General features: G+C 72.4%; 13 protein-coding genes and 5 pseudogenes. 12 read left to right on the top strand and 6 right to left on the bottom strand.

All coding sequences use genetic code 11. From position 1 onward, the window contains the following. The 3 genes and pseudogenes from A8W25_RS34295 to A8W25_RS31965 form a co-directional block, all read left to right on the top strand. A pseudogene (locus A8W25_RS34295) lies at window positions 1-87 on the top strand (metal-sulfur cluster biosynthetic enzyme); the annotation flags it as partial. A gap of 228 nt (window positions 88-315) precedes the next feature. Continuing rightward, the gene (locus A8W25_RS05345; protein ID WP_234386194.1) at window positions 316-1,638 is read left to right on the top strand and encodes a hypothetical protein; all 1,323 of its coding nucleotides are present in this window, start codon (window positions 316-318) and stop codon (window positions 1,636-1,638) included. A 77-nt stretch (window positions 1,639-1,715) separates the two neighbouring features. After that, window positions 1,716-2,120, top strand: a pseudogene (locus A8W25_RS31965) (TetR/AcrR family transcriptional regulator); the annotation flags it as partial. Window positions 2,121-2,191: 71 nt separating this feature from the next. Here the strand turns inward: A8W25_RS31965 and A8W25_RS05340 are convergent. Further along, window positions 2,192-2,965, bottom strand: a complete 774-nt coding sequence (locus tag A8W25_RS05340; RefSeq protein ID WP_067156445.1) for a hypothetical protein — start codon at window positions 2,963-2,965, stop codon at window positions 2,192-2,194. Window positions 2,966-3,494: 529 nt separating this feature from the next. On the opposite strand from A8W25_RS05340, the gene A8W25_RS05335 reads away from it, so the two are divergent. Then, window positions 3,495-4,202 carry a transglycosylase family protein gene (locus tag A8W25_RS05335; RefSeq protein ID WP_067156441.1) on the top strand — a complete coding sequence of 236 codons (708 nt, stop codon included), beginning with the start codon at window positions 3,495-3,497 and terminating at the stop codon, window positions 4,200-4,202. Between the two features lie 129 nt (window positions 4,203-4,331). On the opposite strand, the gene A8W25_RS05330 is transcribed toward A8W25_RS05335, so the two are convergent. From A8W25_RS05330 to A8W25_RS05320, 3 genes are read right to left on the bottom strand one after another with little or no spacing between them, the layout of a single operon-like run. Next, window positions 4,332-4,991, bottom strand: a complete 660-nt coding sequence (locus A8W25_RS05330) for an ABC transporter ATP-binding protein (protein WP_067156437.1) — start codon at window positions 4,989-4,991, stop codon at window positions 4,332-4,334. Next, window positions 4,988-7,474 (bottom strand): ABC transporter permease subunit, encoded by a 2,487-nt coding sequence (locus A8W25_RS05325; RefSeq protein WP_067156750.1) that lies wholly within the window; start codon window positions 7,472-7,474, stop codon window positions 4,988-4,990. Before A8W25_RS05325 ends, A8W25_RS05330 begins: the two co-directional genes overlap by 4 nt. A gap of 2 nt (window positions 7,475-7,476) precedes the next feature. Continuing rightward, window positions 7,477-8,397: a phosphatase PAP2 family protein gene (locus A8W25_RS05320; RefSeq protein ID WP_107470598.1), complete on the bottom strand. Its 921-nt coding sequence runs from the start codon at window positions 8,395-8,397 to the stop codon at window positions 7,477-7,479. Between the two features lie 524 nt (window positions 8,398-8,921). Here A8W25_RS05320 and A8W25_RS05315 point away from each other — a divergent pair. Next, on the top strand, window positions 8,922-10,580 hold the full coding sequence (locus tag A8W25_RS05315; protein ID WP_067156434.1) for an MFS transporter: 1,659 nt from the start codon (window positions 8,922-8,924) through the stop codon (window positions 10,578-10,580). A 184-nt stretch (window positions 10,581-10,764) separates the two neighbouring features. After that, entirely contained in the window at window positions 10,765-11,961 is a 1,197-nt protein-coding gene (locus tag A8W25_RS05310; RefSeq protein WP_067156432.1) for an acyl-CoA dehydrogenase family protein, read from the top strand. A gap of 40 nt (window positions 11,962-12,001) precedes the next feature. Here A8W25_RS05310 and A8W25_RS05305 read toward each other — a convergent pair whose 3' ends face one another. Further along, window positions 12,002-12,436, bottom strand: coding sequence for a cell division protein SepF (locus tag A8W25_RS05305; RefSeq protein WP_067156430.1), 435 nt, complete (start codon window positions 12,434-12,436; stop codon window positions 12,002-12,004). Between the two features lie 312 nt (window positions 12,437-12,748). Between A8W25_RS05305 and A8W25_RS34720 the strand changes: the two are divergent. From A8W25_RS34720 to A8W25_RS05290, 3 genes and pseudogenes are all read left to right on the top strand, one after another. Further along, window positions 12,749-13,339, top strand: a pseudogene (locus tag A8W25_RS34720) (DUF5685 family protein); the annotation flags it as partial. Next, window positions 13,323-14,222, top strand: a pseudogene (locus tag A8W25_RS05295) (S1 family peptidase); the annotation flags it as partial. The pseudogenes A8W25_RS34720 and A8W25_RS05295, both read left to right, overlap by 17 nt. 158 nt (window positions 14,223-14,380) lie before the next feature. Beyond that, window positions 14,381-14,860 carry a hypothetical protein gene (locus A8W25_RS05290; protein WP_067156425.1) on the top strand — a complete coding sequence of 160 codons (480 nt, stop codon included), beginning with the start codon at window positions 14,381-14,383 and terminating at the stop codon, window positions 14,858-14,860. 16 nt (window positions 14,861-14,876) lie between these two features. Here the strand turns inward: A8W25_RS05290 and A8W25_RS05285 are convergent, their stop codons facing one another. Next, a complete protein-coding gene (locus A8W25_RS05285; protein WP_067156422.1) occupies window positions 14,877-15,782 on the bottom strand; it encodes a DUF4231 domain-containing protein in 906 nt (301 codons plus the stop codon). A gap of 243 nt (window positions 15,783-16,025) precedes the next feature. Between A8W25_RS05285 and fxsA the strand changes: the two genes are divergently transcribed. The 3 genes and pseudogenes from fxsA to A8W25_RS05270 all read left to right on the top strand — a co-directional run bounded on the left by fxsA (window position 16,026) and on the right by A8W25_RS05270 (window position 18,818). Further along, window positions 16,026-16,193, top strand: coding sequence for an FxSxx-COOH cyclophane-containing RiPP peptide (fxsA, locus tag A8W25_RS34285; protein WP_067156419.1), 168 nt, complete (start codon window positions 16,026-16,028; stop codon window positions 16,191-16,193). A 27-nt stretch (window positions 16,194-16,220) separates the two neighbouring features. Beyond that, window positions 16,221-18,010: pseudogene (locus A8W25_RS05275) on the top strand (FxsB family cyclophane-forming radical SAM/SPASM peptide maturase). Continuing rightward, window positions 18,003-18,818 carry an aminoglycoside N(3)-acetyltransferase gene (locus A8W25_RS05270; protein WP_234386190.1) on the top strand — a complete coding sequence of 272 codons (816 nt, stop codon included), beginning with the start codon at window positions 18,003-18,005 and terminating at the stop codon, window positions 18,816-18,818. The pseudogene A8W25_RS05275 and the gene A8W25_RS05270 overlap by 8 nt, the downstream one beginning before the upstream one ends. Window positions 18,819-18,822: the final 4 nt, after the last annotated feature.

Raw genomic sequence — 18,822 nt, 5'->3', positions numbered from 1 at the left:
AACTGGGTCTGGATGCCGCCGTGGGGCCCGGACAAGATCACGGACGATGGCCGCGAGCAGCTGCGGGCGCTGGGGTTCAACGTCTGACCTCTCCGGTCGCACCAGTACGCCGGACGGCCCGCACGCGCTTTGGCGCGTGCGGGCCGTCCGGCGTTGTTCGTCTTCCGTACGTACCCCGTACGGCCGGAATTGGCGCACGCACCGGAGTCTTCTCGTCGACATCGCGTCGACGAGAGGCACCCAGTGCTGCATCACGTTTCCCGTACCAGGCGCGTTGCCCTTGTGGTGGTGAGCGGGGGTCTTACGCTGGCCGGCATGGGCCTGAACGCACCCGCGCACGCGGCCGGATACGGCACCCCGACCCTCTCGCTTTCGGCCGGATATCTCTCGGGGGCCGTGGGGGCCACCGGGGACCCCGTGGTGACCGTGACCGTGGGGCAGAGCGGGGCCGACGCCTCCGCGCTCACCGTCGCCGCCTCGGCCAGCACCAAGTCCTCCGTCGCCGGGACCGGGGACGTGAGGGTCACCGGGACCGGGGCCACCCGGCAGGTGGCGGTGGCCGCGCGCGGGCGCGGGTACACCGACCTCACCCTCAAGCTCACCGGGCTCGGCGGCAAGAGCGTCACCAAGACACTGCACTACGCCGCCTCGGGCGCGGTGCGGGACGCCGCCGACACCCGCTACTTCACCGGGTCCAGCGACGCCTCCGCCGCCGTCGACGTGGGCGGCGGTCATGTCGTCGTCGCGGACGACGAGTCCAACACCCTGCGGCTGTACGACCGTTCGGCCTCCGGGGCGCCCGTGCGGACCTGGGACTTCAGCTCCCAGCTCGGGGTCTCCAAGGAGATCGACATCGAGGGCGCGGCCCGGGTCGGCGACACCGTCTACTGGACCGGCTCGCTCGGCAACAACAAGGACGGCGAGTACAAGGCCGACCGCAACACCGTCTTCACCACCACCGTCACCGGGTCGGGCGCGAGCACCCAGCTCACCGTCGGCCGCTCGTACAAGAAGCTGCGCGACGACCTCGTCGCCTGGGACCGCGCCAACGGCGACCGGTACGGCTTCGCCGCCGCGACCGCCGCCGGACAGGCGCCCAAGCAGATCGACGGGTTCAACGTGGAGGGCCTGGAGTTCGCGCCCGGCTCGACCACCACCGCGTACATCGGGTTCCGCGCGCCGCTGGTGCCGCCGGCGAGCGGCGGCAAGGCGCTCATCGTGCCCGTCACCAACATCGACAAGGTGGTGGGCAGCGGGGTCAAGGCCGCCTTCGGGGCGCCCGTCGAGCTCGATCTGGGCGGGCTGAGCATCCGGGACATCCGTAAGAACGCCGCCGACCAGTATCTGATCGTCGCCGGGTCGTGGGCCGCCGACGACAACTCCGACCCGTACGCCCTGTACTCGTGGGACGGGGTCGCCGCCCACGCTCCCGTGAAGCTGCGCGACCTGCCCACCAGCGACCCGGGCGGCTGGGAGGCCGTCGTGGAGGTGCCGGACCTGTCGGCGCCGGGCGCCCGCGCCCAGCTGATCACCGACAACGGCTCGGCCGACCTGTACGGCGACGGGACCGATGCCAAGGACCTCACCCACCCCGAGTGGAAGAAGTCCCGCGCCACCTGGTTCACCGTCACCGGCTGACCCCGGGCGGCCGCCGTCCCGTCACCGGGTGCCGGGTACGGTCGTGGCATGGCCCCCGTCCCAGGAGCGTGCGACTGATGGCCCGACGGTACGACCCCGACCGGCGGCGCCGCATCATCGACGCCGCGATCCGGGTGGTGGCCGAGCGCGGGATCTCCGGGCTCAGCCACCGCAGCGTCGCCGCCGAGGCCGATGTGCCGCTCGGCTCCACCACGTACCACTTCACGACGCTCGACGAGCTGATGGTCGCCGCGCTGCGCCAGGCCAACGAGGGCTTCGCCGCCGCGATCCGCGACAGCGGGGCCCTGGCGGAGCCGGGCGTGGACGTGGCCGCCGAGCTCGCGCGGCTGATGGGCGAGTGGATCGCGGGCGACCGGGCGCGGGTGGAGCTGGAGTACGAGCTGTATCTGGCGGCGCTCCGGCGGCCCCCGCTGCGGCCGGTCGCCGCCGAGTGGACCGAGGGCGTGGCGGAGGTGCTCGCCCCCGACGGATCCGGGGCCGGACCGGTAAGCGGTCCGGCCCCGGATCCGTCGGGGCTGTGGGACGGGTCAGCTCACGTGCCCGCCAGGGGCATCGCCGCCGACACCAGGGTGCCGTCCGAGGCGGCCTTCTCCAGGGCGTCGCGCAGCAGGTCCTCGCGGGGCTGCTGGCCGATGGAGCCGACCGGGGCCGCGAAGACCAGGACGCGCTGGGTGCGGTTGGCGGCCGCGCGCCAGCCCTCGGTCACCTGGAGCGGCTGGTGGGCCTGCCACCAGGAGACCGGGCTGCCGCTGCCGCCGGTGCCGGGCTGCAGGATCGCGTGCAGCTGGCCCATGGCGAGCAGCACCGACCAGCCGGAGAGCACCGAGGGCATCCGGCCGACGTCGGTGACCGGGACGAAGCCCTGCTCGATCAGGAGCGGCAGGAACTCGTCCGTGGTGCCGCCCGAGCCGGGGCGGGCGATCGGGGCGGTGGGCTCCACGACGAGCGCCGGGTGCAGCGCGCCCTCGATCAGGATCAGACCGCTGGTGATGCCGAGCACGGCCTGCTCGGGCGCCGCGCCCCCGAACTCGTCGCCGGTGATGGACCGGACGGCCCCCTGCAGCTGCTCCTCGGAGACCTGGACGACCTGGGAGGGGATGCAGGAGGCGTGGGCGAAGGCGAGGACCGCGGTCTCCTCGCCGACGAAGAGCACGGTGCTGGTGGCTTCGTGCTCGGAGTCGCCCGGGGTGCGGCAGGAGGTGCAGTCGTAGCTGCCCGGGGCGTTCTCGCCGGCGAGCAGCCGGTCGGCTTCTTCGTCGCCGATCTCGGCGCGGACGTCCTCGCTGACGTCGAGCATGCGCGGCACGGGTGGCTCCTACTGGATGCGTGCGCCGGGTGGTTCCCGGCTCCTGAAAGGACAACGGCGGATCTGTGGCAGGGGTCACGCCCCAGGGCGAACGGAATCGAACCACCGGGCGCGGAGGGTGAATACGCCCCCGGAATCCCTCACTCCACGTCAACACGTGGCGGCTGCACGGAAGTTGGGCCGGTGAGGTGGCTCACAGATCGGCCGAGGCGCGGATCGACAAATCCTGAAATCGCTCAATCAAGTGGGTGTCCGGAAATTGCCGTTACCCATGGTAACAGTCAACTGGCCTGGAATGACAAGGCATTGGTTGATACCACCGTGATCCGGTCCCTAGATTCCAACGCCGTGTGCACCGAGCACCGCCCGGGCAGCCCGCCCCGTACGGCCGCACGACAGCTACGACTCGTACGACCGCACCACAGACAAGCGCACGACCCCGGCGGGCGGGGCGGCACGGAACGGGACGCCGTACGCGTCCCGGGGCCGTACCGCCTGGGAGACCCGGGTCCTTCGGAAGAGGGACTTCATGTCTGTTGGTACCAGTCGTTCCAGCTCGAAGCGCGGGCGCGGCACGATGGCGGCGATCGGCGCCGCCGTGGTGGCGGCGCCGCTGGCGCTGCTCGCCGTCTCCGCCGGCCCGGCCGGCGCGGCGGACGGTGCGGTGTGGGACCGCATCGCGCGGTGCGAGAGCGGAGGAAACTGGCACATCAACACCGGCAACGGCTACTACGGCGGGCTCCAGTTCTCCGCCGGCTCCTGGCGGGCCTACGGCGGCGGGGCGTACGCGTCCACCGCCGACCGGGCCGGCCGGGCGCAGCAGATCGCTGTCGCCACCCGGCTCCAGCACGCGCAGGGCTGGGGTGCGTGGCCCGTGTGCGCAGCCAAGGCGGGGGCGTACGGGGAGGCTCCCTCGGCGCCGAAGCCGGCGGGGCACAAGGCCAAGCCCAAGCCCAAGCCCAAGGCCGCGCATGAGGCGCAGCCCGAGCGCGAGGCACGCAAGGCCGAAACCGGCCGGGTCGAGGCGAAGGCCCTGCCGGCCGGGAAGCCCGAGCGTCCGCCCGTCCGGAGCGACCGCGGCTCGCGCGGCGGCGACTACACCGTGCGCGAGGGGGACACCCTCTCCGCCATCGCCGAGGCGCACGGCACGACCTGGGAGGCGCTGTACGCGGCCAACAGGGCCGTCGTCGGCGGCGATCCGGACCTGATCATGCCGGGAGCGCGGCTCGCCCTCTAGGCTCCGCCGCACCCGCCGGTCCGTACGGCCGTGGCCCCGCCCGTTCCTTCGACCGGGCGGGGCCGTGGTGCGCTCCGCGCGGTGGCCGGGCCGGGCCCGCCGTGGGCACGCCCGGAAGCGACAGCCCGCTCACTCCGGCGCCGACGCCGCCGGCTCCGTGCTCTCGCCGCTGAAGACCACGCTCCCGCGCCGCAGCCGGTGCACGATCGCCCTGCGGCCGGGCGGCAGCCGCTGCTCCGCGACCACCACGGCCCGCTCCCGCGCGAGCTCGGCCAGCAGGTCGTAGGTGCGCTCGGCCACTTCGGGGGACATGCCCTGGACCGGCTCGTCGAGCAGGACGAGCCGGGCGCCGCCGACCAGCGCGCGCGACACCGCGAGCATGCGCTGCTCGCCGCCCGACAGGGTGCCCGCCCGCCGGGGCAGCAGCGGGCGCAGCGCCGGATAGCCGTCGAGCGCGGCCGTGAAGTCCCCGCCGGGGGCGGCGAGTCGGAGGTTCTCGGCGACGGTGAGCCCGGCGTGCACCGCCCGTGCGTCCGGGACGAGGCACAGGCCGCGGCGCGCGCGGTGGTGGACGGGCACCCGGGTGACGTCGGCGCCGCGCCACACCACCCGCCCCGCCGTCAGCGCCACCGTCCCCGCCAGGGCGCGCAGCGCGGTCGTGCGGCCGGAGCCGTTGCGGCCGAGCAGAACGGTCAGGGCGCGGTCGGGCACGGCCAGGTCGACGCCGTGCAGCGCCTCCAGCGGGCCGTACCGCACCCGCGCGCCCCTCAGCTCGATCTCGACGCTCATCTCCCGGGCCCCTGACCGCCGATCCGTCCCGCCCGCATCACATGGACCGTGTCCGCGATGTCCGCGACCAGGTCGAGGTCGTGCTCGACGACCAGTACGGCCATGCCGTCGGCGGCCAGCGCCCGCAGCACCCGGGCCAGCTCCCCGGCCTCGGCGGTGTCGAGTCCGGCGGCGGGCTCGTCGAGCAGGAGCGTGTGCGGGCGGCCCGCCAGCGCCCGGCCCAGCTCGACGCGGCGCAGGGTGCCGGTGGGCAGCCCGGCGGCGGGCAGCCGCCGCACCCCGCCCGCGAGCCCCATCAGCCGCAGTGCCTGCTCCACCGCCGCCGGGTCGCGCACCCGGCCCTGCTCGGCCCCGATCCGTACGTTCTCCTCCACCGTCAGCGAAGGGAACACCGCGATCTGCTGGAAGGTCCGGGCGATGCCGAGCCGGGTGCGGGCGTGGGCCGGGCGGCGGGTGATGTCGGTCCCGCCGAACGCGACCCGCCCGGCGTCGGGGCGCAGGGTGCCGCACAGACAGTGGAACAGCGTGGTCTTCCCGGCGCCGTTGCCGCCGATCAGCGCGGTGACCCGGCCGGGCGGCACGGTGAGGTCGACGCCCGCGAGGACGGTGTACGAGCCGTACGAGAGCCGCACCGCGTGCGCGGCGAGTTCGGGTGCCGCCGCCGGGGCCGGGCCCGCCGGGAGCGCGTACACCTTCCGTACCGGGGCCGGCGGCGCCTTCGGGGGTCTGCGCCAGCGCGAGAGCAGCTCGTGCGTCTGGGGGAAGCGGCCGACGAGCAGGGCGAGCAGTCCGACGGCGGCCGCCGCCACCCCGCCCCGGGTGCCCGCGTCCAAGCCCACCAGAAGGGCGGCCGCGGCCGGGGCGCCGAGCAGGTTGTCGGCGCCCAGGACCACCACGGCCGCGAACCAGAGCAGCCCGCGCACCGGGTCGTAGGCGCCCGGGTCGAAGGCGCGCAGCCCCATCGAGAGCAGCCCGCCGCCGAGCGCGGCGAGGGCGGCGCCGGTCACGAACGCGACGACCTTGAGCGCGGGGACGGGCACGCCCGCCGCCCGCGCGCCCTCCTCGTGGTCGCGCATCGCCGCGAGGGCACGGCCCGTACGACCCCGGCGCAGGGCCGCCACGGCGAGCAGCGCGCAGACGAGCAGGGCGAGTTCGACGGCGTAGTACGCGCGGTCGTCGCCCAGGCCCGCCGGGCGGGTCAGGGTCAGGCCCGAGGTCGCGTACGGCTGGGCGAAGACGAAGCGGCTGGTAGCCACGGACACCGCGAGCGTGGCCAGGGCGAGCGCGAGACCGTGGCGGTGGATCGCGGGCCGGCCCGTCAACAGGCCCAGCGGGGCGACGAGCAGGACCGCGAGCAGCAGGGCGACCAGCTCGGGCACGGACTGCGAGAGCCGGCCCGTGAACAGGGCGCCCAGACCCGCGTACGCGGTCTGGCCCAGGGAGATCTGGCCGCCCCGGCCGCTCACCACGACCAGCGAGAGCAGCACGATCGCCAGGGCCGGGACCTGCACCGAGGTGTGCAGATCGGAGCCCGCGAAGCCCAGCGGCAACAGGAACAGGACGCCCGCCACCAGCCAGGCGGCGGGCGGTATCCGCACCGCGGCGACCGTCGTCCGCGACAGCGCGTCCCGCGTCCCGACCCCCGGCAGCACGAGCGCGGCGACCAGCAGCGCCACCACGAACAGATTCGCTCCTACCGCCTGGACCAGCGGTTCGGCGCGCCCGGCCGGATGGAACCGGGTCAACTGCGCCTGCGCCACCCCGATCAGCAGCGCGGCGCCCGCCGCGACCACCACACCGCGCATCCTGGCGATCACCGCGACCGCGATCACCTCGACGACGAGCAGGGGCAGACCGTACGGGTCGAGGCGTACATAGGGCGCGAGCAGCACACCGGTGAGCCCGGCGGTGAAGGCGCCGAACGCCCAGCCCACCGACGCCACCCGGTCGGTGTCGATGCCGCCGAGCGCGGCCAGTTCGCGGTCGTCGACGACCGCCCGCACCTCGCCGCCGAACCGCGTCCAGCGGGTCACCGCGCCCACCAGCGCGGCCAGGGCCGCCACCACCGCGAGCTGGCCCCAGGGCTCGCCGGTCACCAGGGCGGGGGCGTCGGCCCGTGCGCCCGGGCCCCAGAGCAGCGCGGCGCCCCCGACGAGCAGCACGAACACGCCGATCGAGGCGACCAGGGTGCGGGCCGGGTCGTTGCCCTGGACGGACAGCGGCCGGAAGACCAGCACGTCGAGCAGCACGCCCAGGCCCGGGGCGGCCAGGAGCAGGGTGACGGCGGCGGCCGGGAGGAGCGGCCAGTGCCACTCGACCACCAGCTGGCGCAGCACATAGGCGCAGACCATGGCGATCGCGCCGTGCGCCAGATTGAGCACGCCGGTGGCCCGGTAGGTGACGACGAGCCCCATGCCGGTGAGGGCCGCGGCGCTGCCGACCGTGAGTCCCGCGAGGGTCAGGTCGTACGTCAGGGACGCCACGGTCAGGGCTCGCACACGGGGCAGGGCTCCAGCGGCGCCCCGTCCGCCGGCCGCGCGTCCGCCCGCCCGGCCACCAGCGGGCAGTCGGCCACCGGCTCGCGCACGGGGGTGTCGTCCTCGCTCGCGGTGCGCTGGGCGAACACGCCGGGCAGCGTGCCGGCCGGAACGGGCAGTGCGGGAGCGGCAGTTCCGCGTGCGCGCCACTTGGCCCGCAGCGCGAAGACCAGCGCCTCGGCGCGGGCGATCAGCGGCTCGCACCAGGGCAGGGCCAGCAGGATGAGCAGTCCGGCCGCCCAGCCGAGGAGCACGTCGCTCACCCAGTGCGTACCGAGGTAGACGGTGGTGGCGCCGACGCCGAGGGCGACCACGGCCGAGATCACCGACAGCCAGCGCCGGGCCCGCGGGGTGGTGGCCAGATAGGCGAGGATGCCCCAGGTCACGACCGCGTTGGCGGTGTGGCCGGAGGGGAATATATCGCCGCCCGCGAACAGTTCGGCCGAGCCGATCTGCGTCGCGTAGTGCGGGCCGAGGCGCCCCAGGCCGAGCTTGACCGCGCCGACCGTGATGTTCAGGAGCAGCAGTGAGGCGCCGAGTGCGAGCAGCGGGCGCAGGGTGTGCTGCCGCCAGGAGCGCCAGCCCAGCCAGGCCGCGACCATCACCGCGGTGGGGCCGCGCTGGCCCAGGACCACGAAGTAGTCGAGGAAGGCGTGCATCTGCGGCCACTGCTCGTACGGCCGGAACAGCATGACCTTCCAGTCCAGCTCGACGAGCCAGGACGAGGCGAGCACGGCGACGACGATGGCGACGTAGAACGCCATCGTCGCGCTGAAGAGGATCACGCGATGACGGCTCATCCGCGGGATCGCTATCTTCGGCGGCTCGGGCTCCCGGTCCAGACGGGCGAAGATTCGGTCGGTACGCACTCAATCGACGTTACAGCGAGTGAGTGACGGCCCAGGCCGATCCGGCGGGTTTGTGATGACGATGTGATGTGGAGTATGTCTCACGCCACGGTTTATTCCCGGGCCCGCTAAATGCGTGGATGACCTTGGAATCTATTCCGCCGCAGGCCGCTCGGGAACGCTCTTTGAATCCGTTGAATAGGTTCTCCGGGAAGCGGGTCGGAATTCATCGTTCCTCCATCGGGCCTGGCACCGGGTGCCAGGATTCACCGACACGGCGTGCCAAGATCATTAATGCGCCGGGGCCGCGCCCGCCCCGCTTCGGCCGATGTGGCGTACGCCACAGGGTGCGCCCAATGGGGTGAGAGGTGTACCACGTGCTGATGGCCGGAACTCGCGTACGCTGACGAATCACTCGCTCGTCGATGCCGGGCCCATGGAGACCGTGCAGGTCCAGGGTCCGCCGAGAGCGGGGGACGATGCGCCACCGCGAGGCCGGCGCGTCCCGGGACCCCGGCAGGGGCCGCCGTACAGGAGGTACACACATGGCAGGAACGACCACGGACGCCGCACGCGCGCGTGCGACCGCCGGCGGGGCCAACCGCTGGGTCGTCCTCGTCGTCCTCTGTGTGAGTCTGCTGCTCGTCGCGCTGGACGCGACCGTCCTGCACGTCGCCGTCCCCTCGGTCACCGAGGACCTGCGCCCCAGCGCCACCGCCCTGCTGTGGATCGTCGACGCCTACCCGCTGGTCTGCGCCGCCCTCCTCATCCTCTTCGGCACCCTCGGCGACCGCATCGGCCGCCGCCGGGTGCTGCTGCTCGGCTACGGCATCTTCGGCCTGGCGTCCGCGGTGGCGGCCCTGGCCGGGTCGGCCGAGCTCCTGATCGTGGCCCGTGCGCTGCTCGGCGTCGGCGGCGCGATGATCATGCCCGCCACGCTCTCCATCCTCCGCGCGGTCTTCCCGGACCGTCGTGAACGCGCCACCGCGATCGGCGTGTGGACCGCGACCGCCGCGATAGGCGCCGCCACCGGACCCGTGCTCGGCGGCTTCCTCGTCCAGCACTTCTGGTGGGGCTCGGTCTTCCTGATCAACATCCCGCTGATGGCGCTGATCCTGCCGCTGGGCCGCAGGCTGCTGCCCGAGTCGAAGGGGAGCGCCGACGGGCCGTGGGACGTGCTCGGCGCGCTGACGGCCGCCGCCGGAGTGATCACCCTGGTCCTCGGAGTGAAGCGGCTCGGCGCGGGCCACGGGCCGCTCGACCTCCTCACCCTGGCGCCGCTGTGCGCGGGCACCGCCCTGATCGTCCTGTTCGTACGACGCCAGAAGCGGCGCGCGCATCCGCTCGTCGACATGCGGATGTTCGCCCGGCCCACCTTCTCCACCTCGGTGGGGTGCATCGTCCTCGCCATGCTGGCGCTGGTCGGCCTGGAGCTCATAGCCGTCCAGTACCTCCAGCTGGTCCTCGGGCTCAGCCCGCTCGAAACCGGGCTGCGGCTGCTGCCGCTCACCTTCGCGGCGATGGCCGCCGGGGCCACCGGTTCGTACACCCTGCGCCGGTTCGGCCCGCGCAGGATGGTCGGCTGCGGGTTCGCGCTGACCGCCGCCGCCGTGCTGCTGCTCGTCCTGATGGGCCAGCACGACCGGCCGCTGCTGCTCACCAGCGCCTTCATAGTCCTGGGCTTCGGCCTCCAGACGACGCTCTTCGGGGCATACGAGTCGATGCTGAGCGAGGCGCCCGCCGACTGCGCGGGCGGGGCCGCCGCGATCGGCGAGACCTCCTACCAGCTCGGCGCCGGGATGGGCATCGCCCTGCTCGGCAGCGTGATGAACGCGGCCTACGCCCCCGGGCTCGCCTCGGTCCCCGGCGTCCCGCACGAGGCCTCGGCCGGTGCGGCCAACTCGCTGGGCGAGGCCTATGACATCGCGGACCGCCTCGGCGGCCCCGCGGGCGCGGCCCTGCGCGGCGCCGCACAGCACTCCTTCGTCCACGGTCTGCATGTGACGCTGCTGGTCAGCGCCGGTCTGCTGGTCCTGGGCGCGCTGGCCGCGCTGCGGCTGCCCCGGGTGATGGAGTGCGGGGCGCAGCCCACCGAGCTCGCGCCCGGGCTGCCCGAGCAGCGTGCCGAGCTCCAGATGAGGGTGCCCGCGGCGGCCGGGATCGCGGCCACCGAGGCGGCGGGATCCGGGCCCGGCGGCCACTGAGGGCCTGTCTTTGAACCACCGCCCGCGCCCCGACGCCCGGCACGCACGCCGGCGGCGAGCCCCGCGCGGACGGGCGGGTCTGGACGCGCGGCACACTGAGCCGTAACGTCTGCGGTCAGCAATAACTACCACTGCTAGTTTTAGCTGAGCCGCACAGGTTCTCAGGGACGCCGGAGGCATCCTCATGTCCGCACCCGCCAAGCTGCCCCCCTTCGACCCGGCCGACCCCCTCGGGATCGACGACCTGCTGAGCGACGAGGACCTCGCGATCCGCGACACCGTCCGCTCCTGGGCCGCCGACCGGGTCCAGCCGCACATCGCCGAGTGGTACGAGAAGGGCGAGGCGCCCATCCGCGAGCTCGCCCTCGAACTCGGCGGCATCGGCGCGCTGGGCATGTCCCTGACCGGCTATGGCTGCGCGGGCGCCACCGCCGTCCAGTACGGACTGGCCTGTCTGGAGCTGGAGGCCGCCGACTCCGGCATCCGCTCGCTCGTCTCGGTCCAGGGCTCGCTGGCGATGTACGCGATCTGGAAGTACGGGTCCGACGAGCAGAAGGAGCGCTGGCTGCCCGGTATGGCGGCGGGCGAGATCATCGGCTGCTTCGGCCTCACCGAGCCGGACCACGGCTCCGACCCGGCCGGGATGCGTACCTACGCGAAGAAGGACGGCACCGACTGGGTGCTCAGCGGCCGCAAGATGTGGATCACCAACGGCTCGGTCGCCGGGGTCGCGGTGGTCTGGGCGCAGACCGACGACGGCAGCGGCGGGATCAGGGGATTCGTCGTCCCCACCGACACCCCCGGCTTCTCGGCGCCGGAGATCAAGCACAAGTGGTCGCTGCGGGCCTCGGTCACCAGCGAGCTGGTCATGGACGAGGTGCGGCTGCCCGCCGACGCGGTGCTGCCGGGGGTCACCGGGCTCAAGGGCCCGCTGAGCTGTCTCTCGCACGCGCGGTACGGAATCGTGTGGGGCGCGATGGGCGCGGCCCGCGCCTCGTTCGAGTCGGCGGTGGAGTACGCGAAGACCCGCGAGCAGTTCGACAGGCCCATCGGCGGCTTCCAGCTCACCCAGGCCAAGCTCGCCGACATGGCGGTCGAGCTCCACAAGGGCGTCCTGCTCGCCCACCATCTCGGCCTGCGGATGGACGCGGGCAGGCTCCGTCCGGAACAGGTCAGCTTCGGAAAGCTCAACAACGTCCGGGAGGCGATCGAGATCTGCCGCACCTCGCGCACGATCCTCGGGGCCAACGGGATCTCGCTGGAGTACCCCGTGATGCGGCACGCCACCAATCTGGAGTCGGTGCTCACCTATGAGGGCACCGTGGAGATGCACCAGCTGGTGCTGGGCAAGGCGCTCACCGGGCTCGACGCGTTCCGCTAGGACGGCGCCGGGGGCCGCGGCGGTCCGGTGAGCACCTCGCTCAGCTCTGGTTGAAGAAGCCGCCGGTGGCGCGGCCCGCGGCCTCGCCGCTGAGGATCTGGGTGTCGGCGGGGGTCAGCAGGAAGACCCTCGTCGCCACGCGCTCGATGGAGCCGCGCAGCCCGAACGTCAGACCGGCCGCGAAGTCCACGACGCGCTTGGCGTCACCGGGCTCCATGGCCGTGAGGTTCACGATGACCGGGACGCCCTCGCGGAAGAGCTCGCCGATGCCGCGCGCGTCACGGAAGCCGTCGGGCGTGACCGTGGCGATCCGGCGGCCCTGCTCCTGGGCCGCGTCGGAGGCCACCCGCACCCGCGGGTCCGTCACCCAGGCTTCGCCGGACGCGGCTTCCTCGGTGTACTCGTCGTCGTAGTAGCGGTCGTCGTTGTCCTCGACAAGTCCCAGCCAGGCACTCGCCTTGCGCACCGATCCCATGGACGCCTCCTCTCACAGCGGACTTCTTCTAGCTACTTCTCGCGTTCCGCACCCCTATGGTCGTCCATGATGCGGATACCGCGCCAAGTGGATAGCCGCCGTGCAGGGGATTCGTGACGGGACTGGTGCAGAAGATGTGGCGAATCGTCAGCTTTCTTCCGCTGTATGACGGGTAACGGATACAAAATATGAACTTCCGTCCAGACGGGTGATGCGGCAGACGTACGGGTGAACGGATCGCTCGATACGATGCCTGCCGCACTGTTGAACGAGGCGTGGGGCGGGGTGCTCCACGGCACCCGGGGGAGCGTCGTGTTCGGAATCGTCAGGCCCTGCTCGCATCGGCTCACCGAGGGGCTGCGGACCGAGTGGATGGCCCATCTCTGCGGGCTCTGCCTGGCACTTCGCTCCGACCACGGCCAGCTCGCCCGGGTGGTGACCAACTACGACGGCCTGATCGTCTCGGTGCTGACGGAGGCTCAGGTCGAGAGCGCCACCGGGCGCAGGCGCACCGCCGGGCCCTGTCCGCTGCGCGCGATGCGGACGGCCCCGGTCGCCCAGGGCGAGGGCGCCCGGCTCGCCGCGGCCGTCTCGCTGGTCCTGGCCTCGGCGAAGGTCCGCGACCACGTGGCCGACCGGGACGGCCTGTTGAAGCGCAGGCCGGTGGCGCTCGCCGCCCGCCGGCTCGCCGCGAGCTGGGACCGGGCGGGCGCCCGTACCGGCGCCTCCCTCGGGTTCGACACGGCGGTCCTGGTCGACGCGGTCGACCGGCAGACCGGGATCGAGGCGCTGGCGGGGCCGGGCACCCCCCTGCTCACCGTCACCGAGCCGACCGAGACGGCCACCGCGGCGGCCTTCGCGCACACCGCCGTACTCGCCGGACGGCCGCACAACGCCGACCCCCACCCGCCACCGCGGTCTCGCGAGACGCACCAAGGCAGTCGCCCTCGCCGCAGGGCTCCTCGCCGCCGGCGCCCTCGCGGTCCCCACCGCACACGCCACCCCGTCCCAGGCGTTCAGCGCCTCCCAGCTCTCCGCGGCCGGTGCCGCCGTGCTCGGCGCCGATGTCGCGGGCACCGCCTGGAACGTCGACCCCGCCACCCACACGCTGGTCGTGACCGCCGACTCCAGCGTCAGCAAGGCCGACATAGCCAAGATCAAGCGGCAGGCCGGCGCCAACGCGTCCGCCATACGTGTCGAGCGGACCCCGGGCAGGTTCAGCAAGCTGCTGTCCGGCGGTGACGCCATCTACGCGCCGAGCTGGCGCTGCTCCCTCGGCTTCAACGTCAAGAAGGGCAGCACCTACTACTTCCTGACGGCCGGTCACTGCACCGAGGGCTACCCGAACTACTACACCAGCTCCTCGCACTCCACGAGCATCGGCCCGACGGTCGGCACCAGCTTCCCGGGCAACGACTACGGCCTGGTGCAGTACAGCAACACCTCGCTCTCCCACCCGAGTGCCGTGGGCAGCCAGCACATCAGCAGCGCGGCCAACCCCACGGTCGGCCAGACGGTCACCCGGCGCGGCTCGACCACCGGCATCCACAGCGGCCGGGTCACCGCGCTCAACGCCACCGTCAACTACGGCGGCGGCGACATCGTGTACGGCCTCATCAGGACCACGGTGTGCGCCGAGCCCGGTGACTCCGGCGGCCCGCTCTACGCCGGCTCGACCGCCCTCGGCCTCACCTCCGGCGGCAGCGGCAACTGCTCCTCCGGCGGCACGACCTTCTTCCAGCCCGTGGTCGAGGCCATGAACGCCTACGGCGTCAGTCTCTTCTGACGGTCGAACATCCCGCTGCCGCGGCAGCGCGAGCCCTCGTCCGGCCACCGGACGGGGGCTCGTTCCCTGCGCCCGTCCGACGGGCCGGACTGGACGCGATGCGCCTTTTTGGGAGGATGTTCACGGCGGAGAGGCGACCGGACACACGGGGTGAGTCAGTGAAACGCATCGGAGTGACCGGTCACCGAGACATTCCCTCCGAGGCGCTGGGGGAGATCCGCACCTGTCTGCGGAGCCTGCTGTGCGGACACGACGGGTCGCTGGAGGCCCTCTCCAGTCTCGCGGCCGGCGCGGACCAGCTGTTCGCGGCCATCGCCCTGGAGTGCGGCGCCGCCCTGACCGTGGTCATCCCCAGCGGCGACTACGAGACGGGCTTCGCCGAGCCCGCCGAACTCGCCCGCTACCAGGGGCTGAAGAGGCGGGCCAGCCAGGAGGTCCGGATGGACTTCCCGCACGCCACGGACGAGGCCTACTACGCGGCCGGCGCCTATATCGCGGACAACTGCGACCGTCTGGTGGCCGTCTGGGACGGCCAGCCCGCGCGCGGGCTCGGCGGCACCGGCGACATCGTCCAGTACGCCCGCGGCCTGGGGAAGTCGGTCACGGTGGTGTGGTGCGACGGGGTACGACGTCCCTGACGCCCCATCAGGACAGTCAACTGCGGAGCCGGACCAGCCAGTCGGTGTGCTGGGGCGACACGACCCGCTCGGTCTCGTAGACCGCCGCCGGCCACTCCCGTTCGCTGACCGTGTTCTCCATGGCCACGTGCATCTCCTTGAGGTCCTGCTCCACCAGGGAGTGCGCCGAGATCAGCGGCTGGTGGCGGCGGATCTCGCTCCACGCCAGACACGCGGCCGCCGCCGCCGAGAGCAGCCCGGCGACCTTGACGTCCTGGGCCGCGCCGAACATGTGCAGCGTCGCGAAGAGCAAGGCGAGAACGGTGAGCAGGGTGATCGCCGAGGTCCACAGCGCGGTGGCCCGCCGGGACGCCTCCTGTCGGCGCCGGTACCAGTTGCGCTGCTCGATCAGACGGTCCCGGACGTACGTCTCCTTGCGTACGGCGAACGCCTTCGCCCGTAACTCCCGCATGGGCGCGGTGACGAGGGGCACATCGGCCAGGCCCGATGCCCGGTCCTCGCGCGGATCCCGCCAGCCGACCTTGCGCAGTTCCCGCAGTCCCTCCTCCAGACGGAGGGTGAACAGACCTTCGGGATCGGCCGCCTGGGAATCGAAGGGGGTGCCGTGGACGGCGTACCTCCACGACATGGATTTGATGAACTCGGCGGCCGACCGGTTCAGTTGCCAATGCGATTTCGCGTGCCCGCGGGCGGCGTGGAAGCTCACCGCGAGCACCCCCGCGTACGCCAGTGCGCTGAGCGCGCTGGTCAGCTGGAAGTCACCACCGAGCGTCATCTTCCAGGGCAGTGCCGCCAGCGCCGCCCCCACCACCAGCAGGCACAACTGCCAGCGGGTGCTGTTCACCGCGGCCCGCTGGCGCCCTATCGCGAGTGAGTCCGCGTGATGGAAGAGACCCGGCAGGTCGGCGTTGCGGAAGACCATGCTTTGCAGAGGACCGGGAATCGCCGTCACATCCACCCCTGTCTGCGGTTTTAGTCATCACTCTTTCGATGGAACGACCCGTTCCGTACACCTTCCGGCATTGCTGGGTCACGCCTTTGCGGCAAGCGGTCGTGCTCAGTTGCCAACAGTGGCCAAGAGAGTAAAGTCGTGCCGCCGACACTGCAACGGTGCATGTCGTCGGTACCACTGTCCACATGCAGGAATTACCCATCAAGGACGGCCGTGAAGACCTCCGTGAATTCTCTCTCCTTCGCCCCTGCGAAGAAGAGCCGTGTGCCCCTGGCCGAGATCGACGTCCGCGGCGCCGACGCCGCCAGGAAGCTCGGCCGCGTGCTGCCCTCGTCCCTCGGCCGCCCGGTGCAGGCATCGACCTTCAACTCGGCGCTCTAGTCTGTCGGAGAGCTCTAGACTGGCGGAATGACTGGACCCGTGGTCCCTTTCCGCGAGATCGTGCTCAAGGTTCACAGCAGATGCGATCTTGCTTGTGATCACTGCTATATCTACGAAGCCCCTGATCAGAGTTGGCGTACCCGCCCCAAGGCAATCTCTGACGAGGCGATTTCCTGGACGGCCCGGCGACTGGCCGAGCACGCCGAGAAACACGTACTGCCCTCCGTGTCAGTGATCCTGCACGGAGGGGAGCCGCTGCTGGCGGGCCCCGCCCGGCTGCGGAGGGTCTGCGAGGAGCTGACCGCCGCCCTCGACGGCGTCGCGGAGCTCGATCTGCGCATCCACACCAACGGCCTCCAGTTGAGCCCCCGCTACCTCGATCTCTTCGACGAGTTCAACGTCCGCGTCGGCATCTCCCTGGACGGGGACAAGGCCGCCAACGACCGCCACCGCCGCTTCGCCGACGGCCGCACCAGCCATCCCCTGGTCCTCAGGGCCGTCGAACTGCTCCAGAGCGAGCGCTACCGCCATCTCTTCCTCGGGCTGCTCTGCACCATCGACGTGGCCAACGACCCGGTCGCCGTCCATGACGCGCTGATCGCCCTCGACCCGCCGCGCATCGACTACCTGCTGCCGCACGCCACCTGGGACGCGCCCCCGGCCCGGCCGGGCGGCTCCCCGACCGAGTACGCCGAGTGGATCCTCAAGGTCTTCGACCGCTGGGAGGAACAGGGCAGACCGGTTCCGGTCCGGCTGTTCGAGTCCGTACTGTCGACGTTGAACGGCGGCCCCAGCCTCACCGAGTCCCTGGGCCTGGCCCCCACCGACCTGGTCGTGGTGGAGACCGACGGCACCCTGGAGCAGGTCGACTCGCTCAAGAGCGCCTACGACGGCGCCGCCGCCACCGGGTTCGACGTCTTCCGGCACTCCTTCGACGAGGTCGCCGCCCATCCCGGCGTACGGGTGCGCCAGCTGGGCCTGGCCGGGGTCGGACCCGAGTGCCAGGGGTGCCCGGTCGTCCGCTCCTGCGGCGGCGGGCTCTACACCCACCGCTACCGCTCGGCGAACGAGACGGCGGGCCGGGACGCCTTCGACGGGCCCTCGGTCTACTGCGAGGACCTGGAGGCGCTGGTACGGGGCATCGAGACCCGCACGGCCGCCCGTCTCGTTCCGGCCACCCTCACCGACCCCGGTGAACTCCTCGCGGCCGAGCACGAGCTCACCCGCACCCTGCTCGCCCGCCTCCACGCCGATCTGGCCTCGACCCCTACCGCGACTGCTTCGGCACCCCGGTGCTGCCGCGCCTGGGGCTCGCCGAGGCCGACGAGTGGAGCGGACACCTGGGCGCGGCCTGGGGGCTGCTCTCGGCCACTGTGCCGGGCCACGCGGCCGCCGCGGCCGCCGCGCTGACCACCCTCACCCCGCTCGCCGGCGACGGCGGGACGGTGGCCGGGCGGCACGGCTACGGGGCGCTGGGGGTGCCGGTGGGGCTCACGGGGGACGCGTTGGCCCTGGGGCTGCTGCGCGGCTTCCGCAGGGCCAGGTTCCGGGCCCTGCGCGATGTGGCGGACCTGTACGCGCTGGACGGCGGCTGGCACCACCGGGCCGACTGGCGGGAGGAGCCGGTACCGGTTTCGGTCCTGCTGGCCGAAACGCATGAGCGGGTGGCGGTCGCCGCGTACGACAGGAGTGCACGCACTCTGGCGGAGACCCGGCGCGCGCTGGAAGCTCTTCAGGGGGCGGCCGAACTCACCGTGGGCGGGAAGAGCCTGGTCGCCGACGTCCTGCTGGAGTGGGAAGAGGCAGCCCGTGGATGAGCGAGCCCGTGCGGCGCTGGAGAGCGAGTTACGCGACGACCTGGTCGCCATGGGGGTCAAGGAGGGGGACACCCTGCTGGTGCACGCCTCGATGAGCGGTCTGGGGCACGGCCCGAGAGTGCTGGGCCAGGCCCTGCGGTCGGCGGTCGGCGGCTCGCTCAAGGGCACCCTGGTGGTCCCGGTCTTCACCGCGGAGAACTCGCTCACCTCCACGGCCCATCTGCGCCGGGCCAGAAATGCGCGGGGCTCTGCCGCGTACCGGGACTTCAAGCGGCGAATGCCGCCTTTCGACCCCGACCTGACCCGAAGTCAGGGAATGGGCCGGTTGGCGGAGTGGGTGCGCACCTCCGAAGGGACGGTGCGCAGCACCCATCCCCAGACCTCCTTCGCCGCCTGGGGCTGCCGTGCCCTGGAGCTGATGGAAGGACATGAGCCCGATTGCCATCTGGGCGAGAAGTCGCCGCTGGGGGCGCTGTACCGCGCCGATGCCCGGGTTCTCATGATCAATGTCGGATTCGATGTCTGCACCGCCTTTCACCTCGCGGAATACCGCTATCTGTCGAACCCGCCCAAGAAGGTGTACAGCTGTGTGGTGCGGGACGGGAGCGGGCGCCGGGGATGGTTCCACTATCCCGACGTCGATCTCGACGACAGTGACTTCGAGGCGGTCGGGGCCGACCTTCCGGAGGAAATGCGCAAAGGGTGGCAGCTGGGACGGAGAACCGCCCGGTTGTTTTCGATCAAGGGGGCGGTGGACCATGCGGTGGACTGGATGACCGAAAAGCGGCCTTGTTTGACCGAACGGTGAGGGG

Source organism: Streptomyces sp. ERV7 (assembly GCF_001653515.1).
Taxonomy (GTDB): domain Bacteria; phylum Actinomycetota; class Actinomycetes; order Streptomycetales; family Streptomycetaceae; genus Streptomyces.
This window is presented reverse-complemented; position numbering and strand designations above follow the sequence as displayed.